This is a genomic window from Mesorhizobium sp. M1006 (assembly GCF_040318825.1).
Classification (GTDB): domain Bacteria; phylum Pseudomonadota; class Alphaproteobacteria; order Rhizobiales; family Rhizobiaceae; genus Mesorhizobium.
The window spans coordinates 1-23229 of record NZ_JAMYMZ010000018.1 but is presented as its reverse complement, the minus strand read 5'-3'; the positions used below and the strand labels follow the sequence as shown (position 1 = coordinate 23229).

The 23229-nt window shown below is 63.3% G+C and carries 25 protein-coding genes and 3 pseudogenes; 15 read left to right on the top strand and 13 right to left on the bottom strand.

What is annotated here, in order from left to right; all coding sequences use genetic code 11:
* Positions 1-25: 25 nt before the first annotated feature.
* The gene (locus tag NKH60_RS18515; RefSeq protein WP_352540232.1) at positions 26-1393 is read left to right on the top strand and encodes a PRC-barrel domain-containing protein; all 1368 of its coding nucleotides are present in this window, start codon (positions 26-28) and stop codon (positions 1391-1393) included.
* A gap of 52 nt (positions 1394-1445) precedes the next feature.
* Here NKH60_RS18515 and NKH60_RS18510 read toward each other — a convergent pair whose 3' ends face one another.
* Complete coding sequence (locus NKH60_RS18510; RefSeq protein WP_352831429.1) at positions 1446-3038, bottom strand: alkaline phosphatase family protein; 1593 nt, start codon at positions 3036-3038, stop codon at positions 1446-1448.
* A 208-nt stretch (positions 3039-3246) separates the two neighbouring features.
* Here NKH60_RS18510 and NKH60_RS18505 point away from each other — a divergent pair, with 208 nt between their 5' ends.
* The 4 genes from NKH60_RS18505 (at position 3247) to NKH60_RS18490 (ending at position 6362) form a co-directional block, all read left to right on the top strand.
* Positions 3247-4179, top strand: a complete 933-nt coding sequence (locus NKH60_RS18505) for a VOC family protein (RefSeq protein WP_352831431.1) — start codon at positions 3247-3249, stop codon at positions 4177-4179.
* Between the two features lie 10 nt (positions 4180-4189).
* Positions 4190-4825, top strand: coding sequence for an alpha/beta hydrolase (locus tag NKH60_RS18500; RefSeq protein ID WP_352821307.1), 636 nt, complete (start codon positions 4190-4192; stop codon positions 4823-4825).
* Entirely contained in the window at positions 4818-5117 is a 300-nt protein-coding gene (locus tag NKH60_RS18495) for a GNAT family N-acetyltransferase (RefSeq protein ID WP_352451160.1), read from the top strand. The genes NKH60_RS18500 and NKH60_RS18495 overlap by 8 nt, the downstream gene beginning before the upstream one ends.
* A gap of 186 nt (positions 5118-5303) precedes the next feature.
* Complete coding sequence (locus NKH60_RS18490) at positions 5304-6362, top strand: dipeptidase (RefSeq protein ID WP_352500772.1); 1059 nt, start codon at positions 5304-5306, stop codon at positions 6360-6362.
* Positions 6363-6404: 42 nt separating this feature from the next.
* Here the strand turns inward: NKH60_RS18490 and NKH60_RS18485 are convergent, their stop codons facing one another.
* The gene (locus tag NKH60_RS18485; protein ID WP_352814978.1) at positions 6405-6665 is read right to left on the bottom strand and encodes a hypothetical protein; all 261 of its coding nucleotides are present in this window, start codon (positions 6663-6665) and stop codon (positions 6405-6407) included.
* Positions 6666-6667: 2 nt separating this feature from the next.
* Positions 6668-6928 carry a hypothetical protein gene (locus tag NKH60_RS18480; protein WP_352831459.1) on the bottom strand — a complete coding sequence of 87 codons (261 nt, stop codon included), beginning with the start codon at positions 6926-6928 and terminating at the stop codon, positions 6668-6670.
* Between the two features lie 72 nt (positions 6929-7000).
* Here NKH60_RS18480 and betI point away from each other — a divergent pair, with 72 nt between their 5' ends.
* The 5 genes and pseudogenes from betI to NKH60_RS18455 all read left to right on the top strand — a co-directional run bounded on the left by betI (position 7001) and on the right by NKH60_RS18455 (position 10406).
* Positions 7001-7717 carry a transcriptional regulator BetI gene (gene betI, locus NKH60_RS18475; protein WP_502907750.1) on the top strand — a complete coding sequence of 239 codons (717 nt, stop codon included), beginning with the start codon at positions 7001-7003 and terminating at the stop codon, positions 7715-7717.
* A gap of 76 nt (positions 7718-7793) precedes the next feature.
* The gene (locus tag NKH60_RS18470; RefSeq protein ID WP_352831435.1) at positions 7794-9092 is read left to right on the top strand and encodes a flavin monoamine oxidase family protein; all 1299 of its coding nucleotides are present in this window, start codon (positions 7794-7796) and stop codon (positions 9090-9092) included.
* 12 nt (positions 9093-9104) lie between these two features.
* Positions 9105-9296, top strand: a pseudogene (locus tag NKH60_RS18465) (aspartate aminotransferase family protein); the annotation flags it as partial.
* Between the two features lie 45 nt (positions 9297-9341).
* On the top strand, positions 9342-9557 hold the full coding sequence (locus NKH60_RS18460; protein ID WP_352831437.1) for a hypothetical protein: 216 nt from the start codon (positions 9342-9344) through the stop codon (positions 9555-9557).
* Positions 9558-9611: 54 nt separating this feature from the next.
* Complete coding sequence (locus NKH60_RS18455; RefSeq protein ID WP_352540227.1) at positions 9612-10406, top strand: inositol monophosphatase family protein; 795 nt, start codon at positions 9612-9614, stop codon at positions 10404-10406.
* A 20-nt stretch (positions 10407-10426) separates the two neighbouring features.
* On the opposite strand, the pseudogene NKH60_RS18450 reads toward NKH60_RS18455, so the two are convergent.
* The 6 genes and pseudogenes from NKH60_RS18450 to NKH60_RS18425 all read right to left on the bottom strand — a co-directional run.
* Positions 10427-10693 (bottom strand): annotated as a pseudogene (locus tag NKH60_RS18450) (substrate-binding domain-containing protein); the annotation flags it as partial.
* A gap of 225 nt (positions 10694-10918) precedes the next feature.
* Positions 10919-13450, bottom strand: a complete 2532-nt coding sequence (locus NKH60_RS18445; RefSeq protein ID WP_352850291.1) for an NAD-dependent epimerase/dehydratase family protein — start codon at positions 13448-13450, stop codon at positions 10919-10921.
* Positions 13451-13640: 190 nt separating this feature from the next.
* Positions 13641-14528, bottom strand: a complete 888-nt coding sequence (locus NKH60_RS18440; protein WP_352831440.1) for an arginase family protein — start codon at positions 14526-14528, stop codon at positions 13641-13643.
* Positions 14529-14898: 370 nt separating this feature from the next.
* Positions 14899-15399, bottom strand: coding sequence for a DUF6496 domain-containing protein (locus NKH60_RS18435; RefSeq protein ID WP_352451168.1), 501 nt, complete (start codon positions 15397-15399; stop codon positions 14899-14901).
* 122 nt (positions 15400-15521) lie between these two features.
* Positions 15522-16199: a dienelactone hydrolase family protein gene (locus NKH60_RS18430; protein ID WP_352471474.1), complete on the bottom strand. Its 678-nt coding sequence runs from the start codon at positions 16197-16199 to the stop codon at positions 15522-15524.
* 11 nt (positions 16200-16210) lie between these two features.
* Positions 16211-16927, bottom strand: a complete 717-nt coding sequence (locus tag NKH60_RS18425; RefSeq protein WP_352471473.1) for a phosphoribosyltransferase — start codon at positions 16925-16927, stop codon at positions 16211-16213.
* Positions 16928-17242: 315 nt separating this feature from the next.
* Between NKH60_RS18425 and NKH60_RS18420 the strand changes: the two genes are divergently transcribed.
* A complete protein-coding gene (locus tag NKH60_RS18420) occupies positions 17243-17653 on the top strand; it encodes a CBS domain-containing protein (RefSeq protein WP_352458287.1) in 411 nt (136 codons plus the stop codon).
* An 87-nt stretch (positions 17654-17740) separates the two neighbouring features.
* On the opposite strand, the gene NKH60_RS18415 is transcribed toward NKH60_RS18420, so the two are convergent.
* Entirely contained in the window at positions 17741-18220 is a 480-nt protein-coding gene (locus tag NKH60_RS18415) for an Hsp20/alpha crystallin family protein (protein ID WP_352831442.1), read from the bottom strand.
* Between the two features lie 283 nt (positions 18221-18503).
* Here NKH60_RS18415 and NKH60_RS18410 point away from each other — a divergent pair, with 283 nt between their 5' ends.
* Together NKH60_RS18410 and NKH60_RS18405 are read left to right on the top strand one after the other, a co-directional pair.
* Positions 18504-18941, top strand: coding sequence for a DUF2267 domain-containing protein (locus tag NKH60_RS18410; protein ID WP_023677864.1), 438 nt, complete (start codon positions 18504-18506; stop codon positions 18939-18941).
* A gap of 49 nt (positions 18942-18990) precedes the next feature.
* A complete protein-coding gene (locus tag NKH60_RS18405) occupies positions 18991-19461 on the top strand; it encodes a YbhB/YbcL family Raf kinase inhibitor-like protein (protein ID WP_352471470.1) in 471 nt (156 codons plus the stop codon).
* A 24-nt stretch (positions 19462-19485) separates the two neighbouring features.
* Here NKH60_RS18405 and NKH60_RS18400 read toward each other — a convergent pair whose 3' ends face one another.
* Both NKH60_RS18400 and NKH60_RS18395 read right to left on the bottom strand, forming a co-directional pair.
* The gene (locus tag NKH60_RS18400; protein WP_352831444.1) at positions 19486-20961 is read right to left on the bottom strand and encodes an FAD-dependent oxidoreductase; all 1476 of its coding nucleotides are present in this window, start codon (positions 20959-20961) and stop codon (positions 19486-19488) included.
* A 1-nt stretch (position 20962) separates the two neighbouring features.
* Complete coding sequence (locus tag NKH60_RS18395; RefSeq protein ID WP_352564563.1) at positions 20963-21973, bottom strand: hypothetical protein; 1011 nt, start codon at positions 21971-21973, stop codon at positions 20963-20965.
* A gap of 266 nt (positions 21974-22239) precedes the next feature.
* Between NKH60_RS18395 and NKH60_RS18390 the strand changes: the two genes are divergently transcribed.
* Positions 22240-22509, top strand: coding sequence for a hypothetical protein (locus tag NKH60_RS18390; RefSeq protein WP_352872869.1), 270 nt, complete (start codon positions 22240-22242; stop codon positions 22507-22509).
* Positions 22510-22533: 24 nt separating this feature from the next.
* Positions 22534-22967 (top strand): annotated as a pseudogene (locus NKH60_RS18385) (YqaA family protein).
* Between the two features lie 80 nt (positions 22968-23047).
* Here the strand turns inward: NKH60_RS18385 and NKH60_RS18380 are convergent.
* Positions 23048-23229 (bottom strand): hypothetical protein (locus NKH60_RS18380; RefSeq protein ID WP_352872867.1); only part of this gene is annotated, 182 nt, incomplete at its 5' end.

The following is a 23229-nucleotide window of genomic DNA, read 5'->3' as shown; positions in this document are numbered from 1 at the left end:
AAATCACCGACGAGGAGACACTAAGATGATCCGCACCCTTTTAACCACGACAGCAGTCGCAACATTGATTGCGACGGGTGCATTTGCGCAGTCGGCGACGACCCCGGCGCCGGCGCAACCACCCGCCGTAGAGAATTCCGCTCCAGCCGCTCCGGTGCAACGCGCCGAGGGCAGCCTTGTCACCAATATCATCGGCGAGTCGGTCTATAACGGCACCGGCGACAATGCAGAGAATATCGGCAAGATCACCGATGTCGTCTTCGACGAGCGCGGCGAGGTAAAATCCGTCGTCATCGGCGTTGGCGGTTTTCTTGGCATAGGAACCAAGAACGTCGTTTTCGACTACAAGAAGATGCAATGGGCCGAAAGAAATGGCGACCGTTGGCTGATAGCGCAAACGACGAAGGATGAGTTGACGGCTCAGCCGGATTTCGACCGGAGGCCTTACGATCCGACTCCGCCACCAGCTTCGGCGGATAATGCGGCGCCTGCCGCCCCTTCCACCAGCGCGCAAAATACAACCCCGGCGCCTGCCGCGCCGGCTGAGCCAGTGAAGCGCGCCGAAGGCAATCTCGCCACCAATATCATCGGCGAGACCGTCTATAACGGCACCGGCGACGACGCCCAAAACATCGGTGACGTGAACGACATCGTCATCAACAAGGAAGCCAAGGCGCAATCGCTGATCATCGGTGTCGGCGGCTTCCTCGGCATCGGCGAAAAGAACGTCGCCTATGACTTCGACAAGGCGCAGTGGGCCGAGAGGAACGGCGATCGCTGGCTGGTCGCGCAAACGACCAAGGAAGAGCTGCAGGCGCAGCCAGACTTCAACCGCAAGGCCTATGATCCGGCGCCGGCAACCACTGCGTCGAACGATGCCAATGCGCCTGCTACCGTCACGCCCACCGTGATGGCCAGCAACACTGCGCCGAACGACAACACCGCAACGACTAACAACGCTGACCAGGCCGGCAAGACGGCTCAAAACGCTCCGGCAGCGGCGCCTCCGGCTAATTCCACGGCCGACCAGACCAAGACCGGGTCGATCGACAAGTCGACGCTAACCGAAATGCCGATGGGCGAAATCCGGGCCGAGGATCTGGTTGGAACCACCGTTTATGGCGCCAACGATGTCAACGTCGGCGAGATCGGCGATATCGTTCTGGGCAGCGACAAGAAGGTCGACGCAGTCATCATCGACGTTGGCGGCTTCCTTGGCGTCGGCGAGAAGGAGGTGGCGGTCGGCATGGACAACCTGAAATTCATGACCGACAAGAACGGCAAGCGCTATCTCTACACGAACTTCACCAAGGAGCAGCTTGAGGCGCAGGCTCCCTATGACAAGGCCAGCTATGCGCAAAATCGCGACAAACAGCGCATGATCATGCGCTAAGCAGCACACAGGCCGACAGAGAAGCCCGCGCCGGCAACGGCGCGGGCTTTGTTTATGTCGAGGGAAAGCCCGCGACATGGCCGGCAACGCCATTGTCCGTCAATTCGGCGAGCGCCAGAGATTGGTCGAGATGCTCGGCCCGCCAGGCGAGCAACTTCTCGGCAAATTCCAACCGCACCGGCAGATAGGCTGGGTCGTCAGCGACGTTGGTCAGCTCGCCGGCATCTTTTTCCAGGTCGAAGAGCAAGGGCGGCAGGCCGCCGCCGAAATTCACATATTTGAACTTTTGGGTGCGGATGACGGCGAGATTGCACTGACGCGGACCGATGCCGAAATAGCGTTCTGCATCACCATCCGCAATCGAGCGGAAATCGAACTCCCAATGCGCCGCATCGCGCCAATTGTCCGGCTCCGTTGCGTCCAGGAAAGGCGCCAGCGAGCGGCCGTCGAGATGCGGCAGGACTTCGCCGCCAGTGAGCTCGAGCCCAGTGAGCTCGACCAAGGTGGGTGCCAAATCGACCGCCTCGGTGAAGCGGTCGACACTGCTGCCGGCCGCCTTGTGGCGGCGCGGATCGCGAATGACCAGCGGAATATGGAAGCTGCCGTCGAAGAAGCCGCCCTTGCCCAGCATGAAATGATCGCCCATCATCTCGGCGTGATCGGAGGTCAGCACGATGACGGTGTCGTCCCATGCATCGGCCGCCTTGACCGCTTGCCAGACACGGCCAAGCTGCGCGTCGACCTCCGAGATCATGCCGTAATAGAGCGCCCGGATGCGGCGAAAATTGTCGTCGCCCCAGTCGCGCACCTTGCCCTCCGAGCCGGGACGGAATTTCGACCGTTCCTGCCGGCTAAGTTCATAGGCGAGATAAGGGTGGCTTGCTGCTTCGGCCTGCCAGCTTTCCGCGCGGTCAAAAGCTGGACCGATGGCCGGATTGTACATGGCGTTGTAAGGCGCCGGCACGATGAAGGGCGGGTGGGGGCTGATGAAGGAAAGATGCGCGAACCACGGGGCATCGCGCTCCTGCTCGCCGAGCCAGCGGATGAATTCGCCGGCCAGGAAGGCCGACGGCGTCTCGTCCTTCGAATAGATTGGCGGACCGTTGCTGATCGCGCCGTCGTTTTCCAGGATTTCGCCCGCCGGGCGGTGAATGGCGGGGGAGCCGGCGCCGGCATCGACGCCGCGCGCCTTGAGCCATGACAGCCAGGGCTTCTGGTGCTCGGGCAGAAGCTGGCGCACGGTGAAGCCGGGCAGCACGCCTTCATAGCTTTTCAGCTGCGGGTCGCCAGGCGCCAGCGTGCGCGGGTCGCGCGCCATGTCGGTATAACCGAACAGCGTCGGATCATAGCCGAGGGCGCGTGCCCAGAGGGCTATGTTGCCGTGGCGGGCGTCGAGCGGTGTGCCGTTGCGGCAGACACGATTGTTCATCTGGTAGAGGCCGGTGTAGAGGCAGGCGCGCGCCGGCGAGCAAGGTGCGGCGCCGCCATAGTGCTTCTGGAACAAAACGCCCTCGGCAGCCAGCGCGTCGGCATTCGGTGTCCTTACCACCTTGTGGCCAGCAGCTGACAGGCAGTCGCCCCGCCACTGGTCGCAGGTGATCAGGAGAATATTGGGGCGTTTTCCACTCAACCGCTGTATCCTCATGCTGGCTACATGCGTCGCTCATGGAGCGCAATTTCGGCGAGTATGCAAGCCGGTCCAGTTTGCCGAATGGTGAACAAAACCTGCTTCGTCGTTCACTTTAACAGCACAGTCCATTCTGTGTTTGCCGCCTTTGCGGCCAGGAGGCGGATGCTCATATTTGCGTGGACAGCGGCAAGGGCCGCACCGGCACAAGGAAAGGAGCAGAAACATGCTCGACCAGGTCAAGGGCCTGCATCACGTCACCTCGATGGCCAGCGATGCGCGCCAGAACAATGAATTCTTCACCGGGACGCTCGGTCTGCGGCGGGTCAAGAAAACCGTCAATTTCGACGCACCCGATGTCTACCACCTCTATTACGGCGACGAGGTCGGCACACCCGGCTCGGTGATGACCTATTTCCCGTTTCCAAACATCGGCAAGGGCCGCCATGGCGTTGGCGAGGTCGGCACCACCGCTTACTCGGTGCCTGAGGGCACGCTCGGCTATTGGGAGAAACGGTTTGCCGACCAAGGCGTCACCGGGCTGTCCCATGAGGAGACGTTCGGCGAGAAGCGTCTTGCGTTCGCCGGTCCCGACGGCGACGGGTTTGCGCTGGTCGAAGACAGAGCGGACAACCGTGCGCCATGGGCCAAGGGTGGCATTCCCACCGACGTGGCGATCCGCGGCTTTCACTCGGTGTCGCTCAGGCTGAAAGATGGCGGCGCCACCGAAGAGCTGCTGAAATTCATGGGTTATGAGGAGGTCGACAAGTCCGGCAACATCAGGCGGCTGGCGGTGAAGAACGGCAACGGCGCCGACGTCGTCCATATCGAATCGCTGCCAGGGGCCGGCTTCGCCAATCTCGGCGCCGGCTCGGTCCACCATGTTGCTTTCGCCGTCGAGAACCGCGTCAAGCAGATCGAAGTGCGCAAGGCACTCCTCGATACAGGTTATCAGGTGACGCCGGTGATCGACCGCGATTATTTCTGGGCGATCTACTTCCGCACACCGGGGGGCGTGCTGTTCGAAGTCGCCACCAACGAGCCGGGCTTCGACCGCGACGAGGATACCGCCCATCTCGGCGAGGCGCTGAAACTGCCGTCGCAACACCAGCATTTGCGGCCCTATCTCGAGCAGCATCTGCAGAAACTGGAAGACTGAGGGCAGGGTTATGAGCAAGGATTCGTATATTCACAAGGTGCTGCCCGGTTCGCTGGGCGGACCGTTGCTCTTCGTCTTCCATGGCACTGGCGGTGACGAGGATCAGCTTCTGTCGCTTGGGCGCGATCTTGCGCCGCAAGCGACGATCGTCGGCCCGCGCGGCGATGTCTCGGAACAAGGCGCCGCACGCTTCTTTCGCCGTACCGGCGAGGGCGTTTACGACATGGGCGATCTCACGCGAGCGACGGACAAGATGGCCGGCTTCGTCAAGGCACATGTCGAGGCGGCAAAGCCATCTTTGGTGCTAGGCCTCGGTTATTCCAACGGCGCCAACATCCTGGCCTCGGTGCTGTTTGCCGAACCCTCGCTGTTCGACTCAACGGTGCTGATGCATCCGCTGATCCCGTTCGAGCCGGAGGTCAAGGGCAGCCTTGACGGCAGCCGCATCCTGGTCACCGCCGGCAGGCGAGACCCGATCTGTCCGCCTGATTTGACGGCGCGGCTTGAAGCCTATTTGCGCGCCGATGGTGCCGATGTCACAGTCGAGTGGCATGACGGCGGCCATGAGGTGCGGCCGAGCGAGATCGAGGCGGCGCGGCAGTTGTTCGCCGTAGCGCCGGATGAAAGGACCGCAAGCCATGTCTGACCTATTGCCGGAGATCGAGCTGGAGGACCGCGGCTCGAAGGGCCGCTACTTCCTGCGTGGGCCGAGCGGCGCCGAGGCGGAGATGACCTTCACCAAGGTCGGCGAGCACCAGATCATCATCGACCATACCGAAGTGCCGGATGCATTTCGCGGCCAGGGCGCGGGACTTCGCCTCGTCACCCGTGCCGTCGAGGATGCACGTGCGGCGGGCAAGACGATCATCCCGCTTTGCCCGTTCGCCAATGCTCAGTTCCGCCGCCATCCGGAATGGGCGGACGTGCTGAAGCGGTAAGAGACTGCCCCTCGATGAATGACAGGACAAAGGGTGCGCGGCTTTACCGCGTGCCGCTTCGACCATTGGCGGCGTACAAACATAAGGCAAACATGCGGGATTTGCGCAGAGCGCTCGCCTTGCCTAAGTATTGGCAACAACCGGCTCGCCCTCCGCGGCCCGACCACTTCAACCGAATGGCCCTCCATGACCGAATCCGATCTCATTCCCGTCTTCGACGGCCACAACGACACGCTGCTCAGGCTCTACCAGTCGAAGGATGCGGACGTCGAAAAGCTGTTCGTCGAGGGGACGCCGAGTGGCCACATCGACCTGCCGCGCGCGAAGAAAGGCGGATTTGCCGGCGGCATGTTCGCGATCTTCCCGCCGCCTGTCGAGAAATCCAAGCGCGGCGCGGTGCCGCTGGCGCCGAGCGACAGCGAGCCCATGCCGCCCGAGGTTCCGCGCGCCGATGCGCTCAACTCCACCATAGCGATGGCCTCGATCCTGTTCAGGCTGGAGCGGGCTTCGGCGCTCACTGTCTGCCGCACCGCCGGCGATGTGAGGAAGGCGATGGCGCAAGGCTCGATCGCGGCGGTCTTCCACATCGAAGGGGTCGAGGCGATCGACCCTGAGCTCACCCTGCTCGATGTCCTCCACGCAGCCGGCCTGCGCTCGCTCGGTATCGTCTGGAGCCGTCCCAATGCCTTCGGCCACGGCGTGCCGTTCCGTTTCCCGTCGTCGCCCGATACAGGGCCGGGGCTGACCGATGCCGGCAAGGCGCTGGTGAAAGCCTGCAACCAGCTGAAGATCATGATCGATCTTTCGCATCTCAACGAAAAAGGTTTCCGCGACGTCGTCGAGATCAGCGACGCACCGCTGGTCGCGACCCATTCCAACGTGCACGCGATCTGCGGCCATTCGCGCAACCTCACCGAATGGCAGCTCGGCGCGATCCGCGACTCCGGCGGCATGGTCGGGCTGAATTTCGCCACCGGGTTCCTGCGTGAGGACGGCAGGATGAACGCCGACACCAGTCTCGACATCATGGTGCGCCATGTCGATTCGCTGCTGCAGGCGCTGGGCGAAGACGGCGTCGGCCTGGGCTCGGATTTCGACGGCGCCATGATCCCGGCCGTGATAGGCGACGTTGCCGGCCTGCCAAGATTGCTCGACGCTTTCGCGGCTCGCGGCTTCGGGCGCGCGCTGATCGAGAAGATCGCCTATCGCAACTGGCTCGGCATGCTGGAAAAGACCATCGGCTAAGCGGGTGATGCCGGCTTGACCGGAATGCGATTTGGAGGCCGACTATTCGAAACCCATGCGTTTAAGCCAGTCCTGGCCAATGCCGCGGTCGCGGATGATCGGCAGCGGATCGGTCGAATCCAGCCTGGCACAAATACGGTAGGCCTCCAGCGTTTCAGCGCTCATCTCACCGCGTTTGTAGAAGAACATGGCCGCAGCATAGCGGGTGCGGCCCGACCATTTTTCGCCGAGCGGTGTGTTGATCAGCTGCCACTGTTCGGCGGCTTCGGCGGCGAGTTTGGGACTGTCGGTGTCGTCGGCCATATTTAGAAATCCGCAGGCGGATTGGCAGTGCGGCGGCCGAGCCTGACGACCAGCCGCGGCACCAGTTTGGCACGCTTCAGCAGCTTTTGATATTGCAGCTCGCGCCCGGCGTAGATCTCGACCCAAGGTCCGCTGCAGGCGGGCTCGGCGGCGCTGATCTGGTCTCCATCGCCGGGATCGCTGCCTTTCGCCGACGGATGCCTTCGACGACGTTTTATCCAAGGATGCAATCTCGACGAGAACATTCGAATATGGGCAGCCATGCAGAAGGTGCTTGACAGTGGCAAACACCGTCCCACTGATCTTCGCGGCCGATGCCGGTCGGCTAGCCGGCGATGCTGGAGACCATCACCCCGATGAAGACAACAGAGGCGCGCGAAGCCCTCCTCGAACCGGCGCGAAAAAGCGGTTCCGAAAAGCGCGGCCGCAAAGCGTCGAAAGAGACAAGGCAGGTTCAACTGATCGAAGCGACTATCGATTCATTGGCCAAGCGCGGTTATTCGGAAACGACTATGGCCGACGTCGCCGACGGCGCCGGCCTGTCGCGCGGCATCGTCAATTTCCATTTCGAGAGCAAGGAGAAGCTGCTCGTCGCCACTTTGCAATACATGCATGACGAGTATTCGGCGCATTGGCGCAGCGCCTTGCAAAGGGCCGGCGATGATCCCGCCCGCCAGCTGCAGGCATTGGTGGCAGCCGATTTCAACCGCTCGATCTGCAACAAGCGCAAGCTGGCTGCTTGGTGTGCCTTCTGGGGCGAGGCCAAATCGCGACCGAAATATCAGGCGCTGAGCAGCGCACGTGATGCCGTCTACCAGAACATATTCGTCGATCTTTGCGCGGCGCTCAAGCAGAGCGGCTTCTATGCCTATGAGCCGCAAGTCATGGCGCTGGCGCTCAGCGCCATGCTGGATGGTCTGTGGCTGCATTTGATGATGGGCACCGAGGACGCCACACGCGAGACGGCGCTGCAGGCCGCGAACGAGTTCCTGTCTGCGGCATTCCCCAAGCACTATCCGAACTCAGCAGCCCGCGGTGCCAGGCCGGCATGAACCATCAAAAAGAGGGTGGACCAGCAATGAAGACAATGATCCGGCGCCTGACATTCGAGAAGATCAAGGCCGGCCAATGAAGTTCAAGATCGAACGAGCCGATGTGGCCATCGTCGGCGCCGGCTTCACCGGCCTGTCGGCCGCGCGTGAATTGAACCACGCCGGCATCGATGTCGTGCTGCTCGAAGCCCGCGACCGTGTCGGCGGCCGCGTCGAAGCCGTGCAGAACGGGCTCGGCGAGCGGATCGACAGCGGCGGCCAGTTCTTGTGCGAAGACATGCCGGAATTAATGGCGCTGGTGCGAGCGCGCGGCAAGACATTGGTCGAGACCCATGTCGCAGGCGAATTCGTCACACAGCCGCGAATGAGCGAGGCGCAAGCCGGGCGCACTTACGGCACCGCGATGCGAATGCGCGAGCGGATGAACGCGATCGCACCGACCGACCCGGCCATCGCCGGCTTGACAGTCGCGGCATGGCTCGATCGCCAGAACGATCCCGACGATGCCAAGGCCGCCTTTCGGTCGATGATCGAGGGCCTGTGGTGCCTGGCAATGGAAACGCTGCCGCTTTGGTACTTGATCGACAATGATCGCCGCATCACCAATGAGGTGTCGGAATTGCAGTATTTCGTGGGCGAAACCATGCATTCGCTGGCGGATGATCTTGCGCGGGATCTCGGCGATCGACTGCGGCTGAATATAGCTGTCAAGGCCATTGAGCACGGGCCGGGAGGGGTTCGCGTCGTTTCGCCTGCCGGCGTGACCGAGGCACGAGCGGTACTGGTCGCGCTACCGCCGATGATGGCCTCGAGAGTGGATTTCGTGCCGCCGCTGCCGGCTGCGCTGGAGAGAGCCCTCGGCGTCTGGCAAAGCGGCGCGGTGATCAAAATGCTGGTGCGCTATCCCAAGGCTTTCTGGCGCGACAGGGGCTTGAGCGGCATGGTGATGTGGCGGGAGCCGCACGGACTTTTTGCCTGCGATGCCAGCAAGGACGAGGATCATGCAGCACTTGTCGTCTTCATCGGCGGGCCGCTGGCGCAGCGCTGGCGGGATATGGACAGCGCGGCGCTACGCGCAACGGTGACATCAAAGCTGCAAGATGCGCTCGGTATCGAGGCGGCCGGCGTCACCGATCTCAGCCATCGCGACTGGACCGGGGATCACTGGAGCGGCGGCGGTTACAGCGATTCGATCGTCGATGCGGCGGCAACGGATGCCGAATGCATTATCCGGGCGGGCGCCCCGCCGGTGCATTTTGCCTCGTCGGAGCTGTCGCCGTCATTTCCGGGCTATGTCGAGGGCGCGATCGTCGCCGGTCGCACTGCTGCGCAAAAAATTATTCAGGTTATCGCCAGCAGAGCCTCAGGGTCATAAGCGAGGCGGATCGAGGTGCCGACCGGCATCGACGCGCATTGCCACGAGCTCGGCCTGTTGGTCCGGCTACTGATCAACATGTGCGTGATGTCGCCGCCATTAATCATCAAGCGCCAGTAGATCGACGATATGGTGTCGATCCTGCGCGAAGGCATTTCGCGCGCGATGGACGATCTGCGCCGCGAAGATGTCTGGCGGGGATAGGCGTTTATCGCCGGCAAGCCGTGGCATTGGTCGGCCGCTGGCAAGGTGGGCGAGGTCGATGAACTGGGCGGTGCTGCGATCTTCCTGGTTTCCGACGCGTCGAGCTTCATGACCGGCCAGATCATCTATATCGAAGGCGACATGACCCGGACCCGTATGAGCGCGACTGTCGCTGTCGGGCGCATGGAAGACCGGTCGGCCTCGGGGCCGCCCTGCAAAAGGCAGGGCTCGTCATTTGCACGCTCTTATCTTCACCGCTAAGCTTCTTTGGCTGGGGTATTTTCCTCAGATCACATTCGCCATCCCAAGGATCTCATGACACCCGACACAGCAACGCGCGAACAGTTCGCCATCGATCTCGCGCGGCGCGCCGGCGCGCTCGGCCTGAAGTATTTTCGCGACCTCGACAGCCTCGCCATCGAGAACAAAGGTCATCAGGACATGGTCTCGCAGGCTGACCGCGAGGTCGAGCTGTTCATCCGTGCGGCAATGAAAGCCGCTTACCCGACCGATGGAATTGTCGGCGAGGAGCATGCCTCGGTCACCGGATCTAGCGGGCATGTCTGGGTGATAGATCCGATCGACGGCACCGCGAATTTCGTGCGGGGCATTCCGGCCTGGTGTGTGGTCATCGCCTGCGCCAAGGACGGCGACACTGTCGTGGGTGTCATCCACGAGCCCTCTACCGGCGAAACGTTCCATTGCCGTAAGGGCGGCGGCGCTTTTCTCAACGGCAAGCCGATCAGGGCAAGCGCGGCCACCAGCCTGACCGACGGCTCGTTGGGCACCGGCTTTTCCAACCGCGCCGAAATGCAGAACGTCGCAACGCTCATCGGTTTGCTGTTTTCACAGGGCGGCGTGTTTTTCCGTAACGCATCCGGCGCGTTGATGCTCGCCTATGCGGCCGCCGGCAGGCTGCTCGGCTATGTCGAAGAGCATATGAACGCCTGGGATTGCCTGGCAGGCATGCTGCTGGTGGAAGAAGCCGGCGGCACTATAGTCAAGCCCGACCCAAAGACGGTGCTGGCAAACGGCGCGCTGGTGATTTGCGCCGGCAGCGGCGTGTTCGCCCAGGTCCGCCAGCTCTGCGTGCAATCCTTCAAGCTTTGATCAGAACCGGCCCGCATGAGCAGCGGCGATTTGTATTCCACTGTCAGGCCCTCCTCGGCTGCCTGCAGATGCGGATCGCCGGCTCCGCCCCACCAGATGTCTCCCTTTGGGTTGGCGGCCTCGGCGCGCAATTGCGCATAGAATTCGCCAGCGCTCTTGCGGGTCATATTGACGGTGATGCCGGTCTTCTCCTCGAACGCCCGCGCCGTCTGCTGGCACCAGACCTCGTCAACGCCGCAAGACATGGTCAGGCTTTCGGCGGACGCCGATGACGACGCGGCCCACATACCGGCGGCGAGGATGCCGGCGCAGAGAATTGCCCTTTTATCATGTTGAAATTCCTCCCTAATTTATTTGCCGACTTATGAAATGCAGATACGCGGAAAATTCAAGTTGGAAGGGTACGGCCGCCTTTGCGCCTTTCGCCGACTTCCCGCTCGATGTGTTCGACAGGTTGATGCGGATCAATCTTTGCAGCCACCTGGCCGACCGTCCTGCGCCGCCGAACATTCTCAGACGATGGCCCGGTCCCAGCCGCCATAATGCGCAGCGCTGCGCGTGCCGCGCGGCAGGCTGAGCCCGACCAGCAGCGCTCCGATCGCCAGATTGGCGAGGCTCGCCGCCGCGCCGCCGGGGAGCATGAACGGAGAGAGGGCGATCCAGGCTCCAAGCGCTATGTTCACAAAGCGGACGGCGCGCGCCACCTCGGCCATCGCCGTAACGGCGATCATGATGACCAGGCAGCCGGTGACATGGTCACTGAAGTAGAGCGGCGGGCTGGTGCCGAAGACAAGCGGCGTGATCATCAGCAGGGCGCCGGCGAGTGTGCTGGCGACAAGGGTCCGGGGGAAATTCACACCGCCAGTGACGAAGTCCCGCGCCACTGCCGATAGCGGCCGGTCGAGATCCGGCGTCGGCGTCTGGTCCTCCGAAAGCGCCGGGCCGCCGCACCAGAATGTGCGCCAGAACGGCTCTCCCGCCTGTTTCGCACGCCAAAGATACTGGCAGCTCGCCAGCACCTCGTCGACCGAATAGGGGATGAGCACGACCGTGACGGCAGCCTGGACGATGCAGAGCGTGCACAGCGCCCCGATGAGCGGCGGCTGGATGATGATGAAGCCGACGCTGACCACGCCGAGCGGGATGACCAGCAAGCCGAACAGCAGCACCATCCATGGCATGGTGCGCCAGCGGCGGCGGTCGCCGATCGCGCCCGCGAGGATATCCAGCGCATAGGCGAAGGCGCCCAGCCCGGCATCGGCGATCGGAAAACCCTTGGAGACCCAGGAGGTGACCACCGCCTCGCTGCCATTGCCGGCCGGCGTTTCGCCCGGGCCGAAGAACGGATCCCAAAGACTGTCGATGTGCCCTAGCTGATAGGCAGCGAGATAGCGCGAGACGAACAGGCCGACAAAGGCGAGGCCGATTATGGGAATGCGCTGGGTGAAGAGGGAGGGCGAATAGCTCCAGCCGAGCGGGCGGTCGTCATCGGCGGCAAGGGCACGCCGGCTGATACCCGGCGTCGGCGGGATCATCACCGCGAACGCGACGATCAGCATGCCGGCCAACGTGTCGGTCGCGTAGGCTCCGGCGCTGGTGGTCCAGAACAGCAGCGGCGCGAACATCACCCAAACCCCGATCGAGGCGGTGATCCATTGCAGCCCGTGCCAGCGCCGGCGCATGCCGACGAGCGCCAGCGACAGGATGGCGAGGCCGGATACAATCTCACTGATGCCGAGCCTGCCGTCGCGCGTCTCCGGCGAGGCGATCTCATGTCCGAGCGCCGGCGGAATCGGTGCTGAAGCGGGATCGAACAGGCCGAGCGTGAAGGGCGACGCCACGAGCCACAGCCCGATCGCAACGTTGGTCAGCGGCGCCCAGAGCGTTGCGGCCCGGCGGCGTTCGGTTTCCGCCTCGACCTCGTCGTCCGAGCGCTCGAGCGGGCGCTGCAGCCGTTCGGCGGCCTGGTCGAGCTCGGGCGCGGAAGCGGCGGCCGCCGACGGTTCAAGCTTGTTCTTCTTATACCAGTCGGTAGGATCCGCCTTCAGCCGCCGGATCATTTCCGGCAAGGTAGCGGTCAGGCTGTGCCGCGGGTTCCAGCCAAGCAGGCGCCTGGCGCGGGAGATGTCGATCTCGTAGTGATCGTCGGCGTTCTCGATCATCCATGGTTTGATGTCGGACTCCTGGTCGAGAACCTTCTCCTGCATCCAGGCGCCGAGCTTCGTCACCTCTTTTGGCAGGGACAGGGTCCGCCAGGTTTCGCCATGCAGGAGCTGCCCGATCTGCTTCTGCATCTCGTCGTAGGACGGCGTCTCTTCTTCGCCGATCAGCAGTACGGTCTCGTTGGGAAGCGCGCTACGCCGGTCGACGGTGCGCACCACGGCGTCGACGAGATCGTCCAGATGCAGGTAGGGCCGGCCGGTGGTGATGTCGCCGGTGAAAAGATAGGCGGTCGGCATGCGCTCGAAAATGCGGGCGATCTGCTGGGCGATGAAGGCCGCGTGACAATCCTCGTCATAGACACCCGCCAGTCGCAGGATCGCAACCTTGATGTCGCCGTGCTCCTTCTGGATCAGCGTCTCGGTCTCGGCCTTCGATCTCGGATAGGCCCAGGCCGGATCGATCGGCGATCGCTCGTCGATCCTGGCGCCCTTTGCCGGGCTCGGCGCATGCACCAGCAGCGTGCTCGACAACACGAACTGCTCCGTCTCGAACCCCCTCAGCGCGTTCAGCAGCCGGCGCGTTCCCTCGACGGTCACCGCGCCGTATTTCGGATTATCCTCGCCGGTCGTGTCGTAATAAGCCGCGAGATGGATCACCGAGGCAACGCGGCCGCCGCTCCGCTCGCGTACCTCGGCCAGTGCCTTCGCCACGCTCGCGTCCGAGGTAAGGTCGATCTCGATCGTCTCGACGCCGGGCAAAGATCGTCGGGCAACATCAAGGCCGATGATGTCGTAGCGCTCCATCAAGCCGCGAGCGATGGCCTGGCCCAGAAACCCGCTGCTGCCTGTGATCAGGACGGTGGGACGGGTTTTGCCGGTCATGGCGAATCTCCTTGGCGATAGCCGGGTAGAAGAAGCCGAATGCTTCGGTCGCACACTCCGAACCATGTTCGTTGAGAACGGTTCCCGATGAGGTAGCACCACAGAATGGGTGCGCGCGGCGATCCGTCAGACCGACGGCCATTCGTGCCGGCGGATTGCATTTGTGCACAAGTGCAGGACTCCCATTGGTCTACCGGCCGCGAAGGGAAGCGACCAGAATGTCGATCAGCAGCTCGCCACAGCGACGATCCGGATCGCGGTCGGGATCATAGATCGTCACCTCCATCCCAATCACGCGTGGATCGTTGCACCATGTGCGAAGGGCTTCGACAGCTTCGTCGGGCAAGACACCGCCGGCCTCCGGCGTATCGACAGCCGACATGATCTCGCTGTCCAGCACGTTGACATCGAAGTGAACGAATACACCCTCGATGTCCTGCCCTGCGATCGCGTCAAGCGCTATGCGTGCCGCATCGGCGAAGCCGCGCCGCCGCACTTCAGCCAAATCCATCCGGTGAACATCGGTGTCGAAGACGGCCTTGGACGTGTAAGTCGCGGGGTCCTGCACATCGCGATAGCCAAACGCGACTACGTCGGCCTCACGGACCAAAGGAGTGTGCTCGCCGAAATCGGTCAGGAGCGTCGGGCCATGGCCGGTCACGAAGGCCAAATCCATGCCCGCGGCTCCCTTTGACGGCGAGGTATCCGGCAATTTGAAATCGGTGTGCCCATCGAAGAAGATAAGGCCGTAGCGGCCACGACGCCGTAGCGCGAGCGCAGGGCCAAGCAACACACTGCAATCGCCGCCGAGCATGAGCAGGAACCCTCCCGAGTTCAGCTCCTCGTCGACCGCTTCGGCAAGCGTCTTGGAATACTGGCGCAGGGCCTGGGCATTGCGCACGCCCGTCGCAGGATCCACCTCAGGCCGATAAGGCGGAGCCCGAACCGAGCGCAACGGACCGGCGCCTAAACGGTCGGCGAGACCAAGCGATTGAAGTGTCTCCGGCGCCTTCCACACGCCGGGCTCCGGCTCACCCTCCTGCGGCATCAGCCCAAGATTAGAGGGCGCGCCGAGCAAAGCGATATGTCTCGTCTGAGTGGTGTCTCGCGGCATTGTCGTGCTGGCAGCTGAGGTCATGATCAGAGTTCTCCGCGTTATGGGCGATACGCATCATGCTCAAGAAACAGGCTGCGCTTTCCTGACCGGTCTCCCGCTGCCCTTGCCGCCGTGTACCTCCGGTCGGTGTCACGCGTCAGGCAGCATCGCGAGCGACGAGTATTGCTCGTTCAGCGCCACCGTTTCGTCAGCGGTGATTTCGAAGTCGATGTTGTCCCGCGGATGCAGGCTCGCCTTGGGCAGCGGCGTTGTCCCGCGCTGCCGGGGCAGATCTCGATACCGGTCGCTTGGGCCATATCGGATTTCCAGGAGGCGAACTGCCGTCTTTGAACTATGCGTGGTGCGCGCGCGTTCTGGCGGCCTTCTGCGCCGCCGCCTTCCTTCCGCTGGCGCCTTTCGTCTCGGCGGCCTTCTTGGCAGCGGCCGAGCGCTCCTCAGCCGTCCGGCGCGAGGCCGCACGCTTGGCCTGCTGCGCCAGCGCCTCGTGCGACGCCGTACTCCTCGGCTCGTGCTCGAGCACCTTGGAGACGGCTTTCGACACCCGCGGGCGGCGTTTCGGCGTGCGTTCACCCTGGCCGGCCTCATAGGCGTATTCGGCGCTTTTGCGCGTGCTCTCCTTCACCTTGCCCTTTTTGGGCGGGGGCAGGTCTACGCCTGCGCGTCTTGCCTCGGAAAGCCCGATGGCGATGGCCTGCTGCGTCGAGCGCGCGCCGTGCTCGCCGCGGCGGATTTTATCGATCTCCTCGTGCACGAACTCGCCGGCCTGTGTGCTCGGCGATTTGCCCTCGCGCTTGTCCTTTCGGGCCTTCTCGATGGTTTTCTTGTCCGGCATTGTCTTTCTCCCTCATACGGGTTGCGACAGCCATTCGGGTTGCAGCTGCGCGCGGTCTTATGAGGATCATAACGCGTTGAGGACGCAAATGATCCCGGGACTGGTGATCCAAGCCCCAGCTGTCAGGACGTCGACGCCGATCTGTCCGAAATCAGATGGCGCAAGAACCATCGGCTCGCCAGGCCCGCGACTTCGTCCAGGGCGCCGGGTTCCTCGAACAGGTGCGTCGCGCCAGGGACGATGGCGAGCTCCTTCTCGCAGTGGAGCGCCGCCAGCGCCGAGCGGTTGAGCGCGATCACCTGCTTGTCCGCGCCTCCGACGACGAGCAAGGTCGGCGCCCGGACGCGCGGCAGGGCGTGCGCTGCAAGATCGGGCCGGCCACCACGCGAAACCACGGCCGCGGCCTGGTCGGGCCGCTCGGCCGCCGCCACCAGGGCGGCACCGGCGCCCGTGCTCGCGCCGAAATAGCCAAGACGCAACCCCGATGTTTCCGGCGAGGCGCCGAGCCAATCCGTGACGCCGACCAGCCGGTCGGCGAGCAGTCCGATATTGAAGCGCAACTCGGCCGTGACCTGGTCGATCCGCTCCTCTTCGGCCGTTAACAGGTCGATGAGGAAGGCGGCGAGGTTCGCCTCGTTCAGCCTTCCTGCCACGTAGCGGTTGCGCGGGCTGTGGCGGCTGCTTCCGCTGCCATGGGCAAAGAGCACAAGGCCACGAGCATCCGAGGGCAACGAAAGATTGCCCTCAAGCGTGACAGGTCCCGCGGGAACATGCACGACGTGCTCGCTATCCCGGTCCATATCCATCTCCGCTATGTCGATCTGGTGCCAGGCGCCGGACCCGCGCCCGCGCGCCCAGCCAATTCCTCTTCGGAAGCGGCGGGCTTGGGCCCGGACCTGGCGAGGAGCGCGCGGACCTCTTCATCGCTCGTCTGCGAGAAATCCACGTACCAGCGCCCGACACCCAGCAACGGCTCTGGTGTCGTCGCGCAAACGACCTCGTCGGCGTCCGCCCGCATCGCGTCGCAAGTGTCGGGGCTACCGACGGGAACGGCCGCGACAATATGGGCGGCGTGGTTTTTTCGCAGCGCCTTGATCCCGGCCCGCATGGTCGATCCGGTCGCAAGCCCGTCATCCACGAGGATAATGGTTCGTCCATTCAACTGCGGTGGGGGTCGCCCGTCCCTATAGAGGTGCTCGCGGCGCAGAAGCTCTTTTTCCTCCCTTGCAGCGACCGCGTCGATGACATGTGGCGGGATCGCGAGACCGTTGACGATTTCGTCGTTCAGGACACGTACGCCTGAGGGCGCGATCGCCCCCATGGCCAGTTCCTCGTGGCCGGGGACGCCGAGCTTGCGCACGACGAAGACGTCGAGCGGTGCCTTGAGTGCCTGCGCGACCTCGTAGCCGACCGGCACGCCGCCTCGGGGCAGCGCCAATACGATCACATCGTCGCGGCCGGCAAAGCGAACGAGTTCCCCGGCGAGTTGCCGCCCGGCCTCGCGGCGATCTGAAAAGATGATAGCCATGACCTTCAATCCGCGTGCATCTGTTTTCCCGGTGGATGTTTTTTCACCAGCCTGCGTCCACATTCCGTGGGATGGCTGCGGCACCGGTACCATTTTGGAACTCGCTCGCTGCCTGGACGTTCCAAGAATAGTTTCGATCGCGAGGTGCCGGCACCGGCACGCGCCTCAGCGCGGATCGGGAAGATCGAAGATAGTGATCCGTACATGCCTCGTCCGGCCAGCTGGCAATCTAGCGATGCGTGGCAACAGGGCCGTCTGGCGACTTGTTGCCTCAGCAATCAGGGAAAGGAATATCCCATGCAAGTTCAGGAGATCATGAGCCGTCGGACCGAACTGGTCGGCCCGAACACGACAATCAGGGATGCCGCCCGGAAAATGCGTGCCGACAATCTCGGCGCCCTTCCGGTCGGCGAGAATGACAGGCTGGTCGGCATGGTGACGGACCGCGACATCGTGATGCGCGGCGTCGCCGAGGAGCGCTCAGCCGGCAACACGACCGTTCGCGAGGTCATGTCCGAGCATGTCTATTGGTGCTTCGATGACGCCGATATCACCGATGCGGCGAAGATCATGGCCAAGCATCAGGTGCGTCGTCTTCCGGTGATCAATCACGACAAGCGCCTCGTCGGCGTCATTGCCCTGGCCGACCTCGGGCGGACCGATAAGGAAGCCGCCAAAATCGCTCTCGAAGGCGTTTCCGAGGCAACGGACGATCCCCGGCGCTAGACGCTCGCTGGGCGGTTGCCGCCGTGCTCGCCGTTCTTCTCCATCTGGGCTGAACGCCGCCTGCTCAGGCAGCCTTCAGTTTGGCAACTATCGCGCTTTCACTTCTATGCGGCGTGTCTTGTCCTTTGCAGCGGGGTTCTTCGGAAGCTCGACAGCCAAAATGCCGTTTCTGAAAGTGGCCTGCACCTTGTCGGCATCGATCTCCGCTTCCAGCGGGATGGTCCGCTGAAACCGGCCATAACTGCGTTCGCTGTAGGTGCGGCCGCCTTCGCCTTCCTTGTGCTCCGAACGCTTCTCGCCCGTAATAAAGAGGGTGTTTTCGCGCAGCTTGAGCTCAACGTCCTTCTGCTCGAGCCCCGGCAATTCGGCGGTGACCTTATAGGCTTGGTCTGTTTCATGTACGTCGACGCTCGGCCAAAGATCGCCGGCCGTAGTCGCTTCGGCCATCGGCGCGAAGAAGTCGTCGAACAGGCGGTCAATCTGCCGGTGGAATGACGTGAGCGGGTCGCGCGCGGATGGGTAGAGGCTGCGCGATGGCGTCCGGGGCGCCAACTCGTGATGTGCCATGGTTCTTCTCCTGTTTTTTGTGTCTGCATCACTCGTCGCCATGTGATCGGCGACGGCAAACAAAACTCGTCCACCCATGAGGATGTTCCGGTGCCGGCCAAGAAAGGTGGTCGAAAAACAGCGGCAAAAAAGCCGGCCCGAATTCCCTCATGACGGGACCTCCGACAACAGACGGGACCTCCGACAATAAATGCGCATCAGGACATGCGCATGGGGGAACAACGGGCAGGTACGGCTGTTTGGTCACATCACCTAGTCGGATTTGAACGGAAGGAGGATTTCGATGAATGCCACCGGACTCGACGTATTCGACAAGACACTGCAGACCACGAACATCTGGCTCGACGAGATCATGGACGAGATTGGACCGGATCGGCAGGTCGCCTGGCACGTTCTCGGAGCGGTGCTGCACGCCCTGCGCGACCGTATGCAGCCGGATCTTGCAGCCCACCTCGGCTCGCAGCTGCCGATCCTGGTGCGCGGCGCCTTCTATGACCAATATCAGCCTTCCAAAGCTCCCGAGAAGATGCGGTCGCTCGACGAGTTTCTGGCCAAGATCAAGGCGGAGCTGGAATTTACCCGCCCGGTCGATTCCAAGGATGCATTCAGGGTCGTGTCCAAGGTACTCGCCCATCACGTCGGAGAAGGACAGATGCACAAGGTCTGGGAATCCCTGCCGGGCGAGATAAGACGCGTCGCCGAAGCTCAGCAAGCGGCGTGAACGGCGCAGGCGCGGGCTTCTCGGTCGCAACCTCCTTGGGGAAATAGCAATGCCACTCACCCTTATCAGCCCGGCGTTCCGGGCAGGCGGAAGAATTCCCGAAAAATATGCGCGTGACGGCCAGAACGTCTCGCCGCCGCTGAAGTGGTCCGGTGTCCCGGATGGTACCAAGAGCCTTGTTCTTGTCGTGCGGGATCCCGATGCACCAAGCGGGATTTTCGGGCACTGGGCGGTGTTCAACATCCCGCCGGATGCCGGGGGACTAGCCGAGGCCGAAGACGGCAAGCCCGGCCCGTCGGCACTCAGGCAAGGCACCAACGATTTCGGCAATGCGTATTACGATGGTCCGCAGCCGCCTGCAGGGCACGGCGTCCACCATTACCACTTCCTGCTGGCCGCGCTCGATGTGCCGAGCCTCAGCGTACCAGGACAGGCGGGCGTGCATCAGGTCTGGAAGCAAGCCCAGAAACACGCATTGGAGGAGACGGAGCTGGTCGGAACCTACGAACGGCCGGCGTGACGCGGGCCGTGTCGGTCGCCGCCTTCACAATGTAATCTGGGCAAGCGGTTTTCGGGCAGGGCCGTGGATGACCGAACCGTCGGCGGCGAAGATCGAGCCGTGGCAGGGACAATCCCAGGTGTGGTCCGCATTGTTCCAGGTTACGGTGCAGCCCTTGTGGGTGCAAATCGCCGAAACCGCCTGGAGTGCGCCTTCGGTGTCTCTCCACGCCGCAATCTTTTCGTCTCCCCTGACGATCACGCCGCCCATACCAGGCGCAATGTCGTGGGTGCTCGAGACGATCGATTGACTGCGGCCGTTCTTGTGGAAGTCCTCAGGATAGGGCCGGGCCGGATCGTAGAGTTGTTGCCATGGGCTCGGGCGGCCGCAGATCAGGTCGGCGATCATCGCGCCCACGGCCGTCCCGTTGGTGATGCCCCAGGCGTTGAAGCCCGTGGCAATGTGGAAGCCGGCGGCCTTGGCGGGATCGGGTTCGCCGGCATATGGGATCCTGTCGGCCGTATCATAGTCCTCATTGCACCAGCGCCAGGCGACGTCGCCGACCGGAAGGTTCTTTCTTGCCCAGTTTTCCAGTTCGACAAACCGCTTGGCCACGTCGCCGTCCCAGCCGGTGTTGAACTTGGGGCCGAGCGTGACCAGCAGTGGCCCTTCGGCATCACGGCCCGTGCGGATGGAATGCGTCGGGTCGTCGATGCCGATGAACATGCCGTCGACAGGGAGGGGATCGTCGATCCGAAAGGCCATGGCGGTGTGGCAGCGCGGTTGCGTCCGGTTCGCCATGCCGACGGGGCTCTTCACCGTCATGTTGGTGGCGACGACGACGTGCCCGGCATCAACGGCGCCGCCATCGGTGACGACGCGCCAGCGGCTTGCCTCGTCGATCGAGGTGGCGCGGCTGTTTTCGAAGATCCGACCGCCACGGGCCGTCACCGCTTCCGCCAGGCCAACCAGATACATCGCCGGATTGAACTGCGCCTGGTCGGGGAACCGTAGCGCGGCGGCCGTTACGAAAGGCAGCGGCGCGCGGTCGAGGATCTCGGCCTCCAGCCCGACCTGGCGCGCGGCCTCCGCCTCGGCCGCAATCTCCGCGCAGCGGCTTTCACTGCAGGTGTAGGTATAGGCGTCCTTGCTCTCGAAATCGCAGGCGATGGCGCAGTTGTTAACCCAATCGCGGATTTGGCGCGCGCCGGCGGAATTCGCATCGGCATAGGTCTGCGCCAGGTCCCGGCCAACGCTGTCGATGAGATGACGATAGATCAGCGCATGCTGCGTGGTGATCTTGGCCGTCGAGCGGCCGGTCACCTGGCCGCCTGTGCGCAGGCCTTCGAGGACGACCACCGACCGGCCCGCCTCGCAAAGCCGAAGCGCCGTCGTCAGCCCGACAATTCCAGCACCCACGACAACGGCGTCCGCACGGATCGACCCTTCGAGCTGGGGATAGTTCGTGGAGGCGGCTGCCGCCACCCAACAGCTTCCCGGTTTTCCCAAGAGAATGGCCATTTCAACCGCGCCCCTTGCGTCTCCATGCACTTCCATCGACAACCGCGCCGGCGGAGGAACGTTCCCGAGCTTGGTCGCTTTCAATCATTGTCTCGCCACCCCGGGTCAGAAAAGCGCCGGGAAGGTGCGAGGTGCAGGCCATCACCCAGGTGATCGCCTCGCGGTCGTATTCGTCGCCGGAGCGCCAGTCCTCGAAGAAGGCGTTCAGCCTATCGACACGCCCCGGCCAGATACCGGCGGCCTGCAGGCCGAGCGAAACGCCGTAATTGGTGAAGGCGAACTTGGTATCGCGCAGCCATGGCGCGCGGCTGAAATAACCGGGCGGGTCGACCCACATCGTTTCCAGGGTTCGCTGCGAACGCCTCGTCTGGGCCTCGGCCCACGGCTCGTCGGGAAAGAAATGGGCGAGCCACAGCATCATGCCGAGGCCGAGGTCCTGCTCGATGTCGAGCCTGCGCCAATCGCGCTCCATCAGGGCACGCATCTGCGCGATCTCGGGCGCCAGTTCCTCGTCGTCGAGCATTCGGTAAGAGACGTAGCCGTCATAGGCATCCATGCTGCCGAGGCCGTAGCCGGGGTAAGGACCGCTCAAATCCTCCTGCATCTTCCAGATCACGCCGCGGCCAGGGACCACAAACGCCGGGTGAATGTCCCGCGCCAGCGCAATGCCGCGCTCGCGGTATTCCGGCCTCAGATCGCCGAGACGCGCCAAAGCAAACAGCCACATCGCCAGATAGTGGAAGTACTGGCCGTCGCGATCGGCCGCTTCGCCGATCCTCAGTCCGCGCCGGCGGCCGAGCACACGCTCGACATCCACGACCAGCCGCTCGGCCGCGTCCAGCCAGCGCTGTTCGCCAGTTTCTGTGCAAAGCGAGACGTAGAGCACGACCCCGAATGCGTCGGTCCACAGATACCGCAAGCCGTTGGGCCAGATGCCTTCGGCGCGCATCCAGTCGAGTTTTTGCAGGACATAATCGACGTCACGCAGCATCGCGCCAAGGCCCGAATCCACGGCAGACTTTGCCGATGTTCGGTTCCATGCGATTGCGGGCATACGGCATATCTGCCTCCGCTCCGGTTGGCCTTAGCCAGATACCCGAAACGATCTGATCGGCGGCAGGTTCCTTGGCCGCTTTCACCGGCGCGACCCTCACGATTCTCGCGGAGACTTTGCAGGCTGAAGGAACAGCAGAATTATGATGCGCTGCGCTGGCCACGGACCGGTATCGCAACTGACGCTGCGCCGGAGCCCTTTAAGGTCGCCTGGCTGCGGGGACGTTGGAAATCGTCGACACACCGGCCGGCGAGCGGATGCGGCTGACCATCGATCGCCAGGCCGACGATCTGGCAGCGACGGTGATCATCGACCGGCCCGGCGGGCCGGAGACGCTTCGCCTCGAACCTGTCGGCGACAACCATCACCGCCTTGAGAGCACCGTCGCCCCTGCCGAGCCGCATGAGTTCCAGGCAGGTCTGGTGCTGACCGCGAAAGATCGCGAACAGGTGCTGCCGTTCAAGATGGTCGAACCCGAAGGTCACCATCATTAGGTCGACTGGCGGATATGCGGTTCAATGACCGATCTCGCGGCCTGTGCTGGTCTGTACCTGGCGGCCTTGCTCGCCGCTACGATCCTGCCGATGCAATCGGAAGCAGTGCTGGTCGAACTCGTGCTTGCGGATTACTCGCCCTGGCTGTTCATCGGAGTCGCGAGCGTCGGCAACGTGCTTGGATCGGTGATCAACTGGCGGCTCGGGCGAGGCATCGAGCGCTTTCGGGGCCAACGGTGGTTTCCGATGAACCAAGCGCAACTGGACCGCGCGCAAGTGTGGTATCGCCGCTATGGAAAGTGGTCGCTCCTGCAGAGTTGGCTGCCGTTGTCGGTGATCCGCTAACCGTCGTCGCGGGCGTCCTGCGCGAGCCTTTTCGGGTTTTCCTTTTGCTGGTCACTGCCGCCAAGGTCGGCCGCTATCTGGTTCTTGCCGCCGTGACCCTGAGCGTGATCTAATCTCACGAAGCTTCTCGAAGCTGAGCTGGTTAGGTCGGCTGGTTCGAAGAGCCCTGTATGATGCGCGCGGACGGGAAGCGCTAGCTCTTTTTGACGGCGACCTTGTCGAGGGCTGCGCGCAGGCCTTTTGCCAGCTTCTGCGTATCGCGCGACCGGTCAACCAAGCTACGGCGCAGCGCTCCAGCCAACATCGACATTGTTAAGACATTCCTGTGGCCGCGCGCCAGGCCTGCACAACGAAGCTGTGCTGGTTCCAGATCAT

What these genes read in the sequence shown, in the direction of transcription:
- NKH60_RS18515 (WP_352540232.1), top strand. Translation starts at nt 26, where the DNA reads ATGATCCGCACCCTTTTAACCACGACAGCAGTCGCAACATTGATTGCG.
- NKH60_RS18510 (WP_352831429.1), bottom strand. Translation starts at nt 3,038, where the DNA reads ATGAGGATACAGCGGTTGAGTGGAAAACGCCCCAATATTCTCCTGATC.
- NKH60_RS18505 (WP_352831431.1), top strand. Translation starts at nt 3,247, where the DNA reads ATGCTCGACCAGGTCAAGGGCCTGCATCACGTCACCTCGATGGCCAGC.
- NKH60_RS18500 (WP_352821307.1), top strand. Translation starts at nt 4,190, where the DNA reads ATGAGCAAGGATTCGTATATTCACAAGGTGCTGCCCGGTTCGCTGGGC.
- NKH60_RS18495 (WP_352451160.1), top strand. Translation starts at nt 4,818, where the DNA reads ATGTCTGACCTATTGCCGGAGATCGAGCTGGAGGACCGCGGCTCGAAG.
- NKH60_RS18490 (WP_352500772.1), top strand. Translation starts at nt 5,304, where the DNA reads ATGACCGAATCCGATCTCATTCCCGTCTTCGACGGCCACAACGACACG.
- NKH60_RS18485 (WP_352814978.1), bottom strand. Translation starts at nt 6,665, where the DNA reads ATGGCCGACGACACCGACAGTCCCAAACTCGCCGCCGAAGCCGCCGAA.
- NKH60_RS18480 (WP_352831459.1), bottom strand. Translation starts at nt 6,928, where the DNA reads ATGGCTGCCCATATTCGAATGTTCTCGTCGAGATTGCATCCTTGGATA.
- betI (WP_502907750.1), top strand. Translation starts at nt 7,001, where the DNA reads ATGCTGGAGACCATCACCCCGATGAAGACAACAGAGGCGCGCGAAGCC.
- NKH60_RS18470 (WP_352831435.1), top strand. Translation starts at nt 7,794, where the DNA reads ATGAAGTTCAAGATCGAACGAGCCGATGTGGCCATCGTCGGCGCCGGC.
- NKH60_RS18455 (WP_352540227.1), top strand. Translation starts at nt 9,612, where the DNA reads ATGACACCCGACACAGCAACGCGCGAACAGTTCGCCATCGATCTCGCG.
- NKH60_RS18445 (WP_352850291.1), bottom strand. Translation starts at nt 13,450, where the DNA reads ATGACCGGCAAAACCCGTCCCACCGTCCTGATCACAGGCAGCAGCGGG.
- NKH60_RS18435 (WP_352451168.1), bottom strand. Translation starts at nt 15,399, where the DNA reads ATGCCGGACAAGAAAACCATCGAGAAGGCCCGAAAGGACAAGCGCGAG.
- NKH60_RS18430 (WP_352471474.1), bottom strand. Translation starts at nt 16,199, where the DNA reads ATGGACCGGGATAGCGAGCACGTCGTGCATGTTCCCGCGGGACCTGTC.
- NKH60_RS18425 (WP_352471473.1), bottom strand. Translation starts at nt 16,927, where the DNA reads ATGGCTATCATCTTTTCAGATCGCCGCGAGGCCGGGCGGCAACTCGCC.
- NKH60_RS18420 (WP_352458287.1), top strand. Translation starts at nt 17,243, where the DNA reads ATGAGCCGTCGGACCGAACTGGTCGGCCCGAACACGACAATCAGGGAT.
- NKH60_RS18415 (WP_352831442.1), bottom strand. Translation starts at nt 18,220, where the DNA reads ATGGCACATCACGAGTTGGCGCCCCGGACGCCATCGCGCAGCCTCTAC.
- NKH60_RS18410 (WP_023677864.1), top strand. Translation starts at nt 18,504, where the DNA reads ATGAATGCCACCGGACTCGACGTATTCGACAAGACACTGCAGACCACG.
- NKH60_RS18405 (WP_352471470.1), top strand. Translation starts at nt 18,991, where the DNA reads ATGCCACTCACCCTTATCAGCCCGGCGTTCCGGGCAGGCGGAAGAATT.
- NKH60_RS18400 (WP_352831444.1), bottom strand. Translation starts at nt 20,961, where the DNA reads ATGGCCATTCTCTTGGGAAAACCGGGAAGCTGTTGGGTGGCGGCAGCC.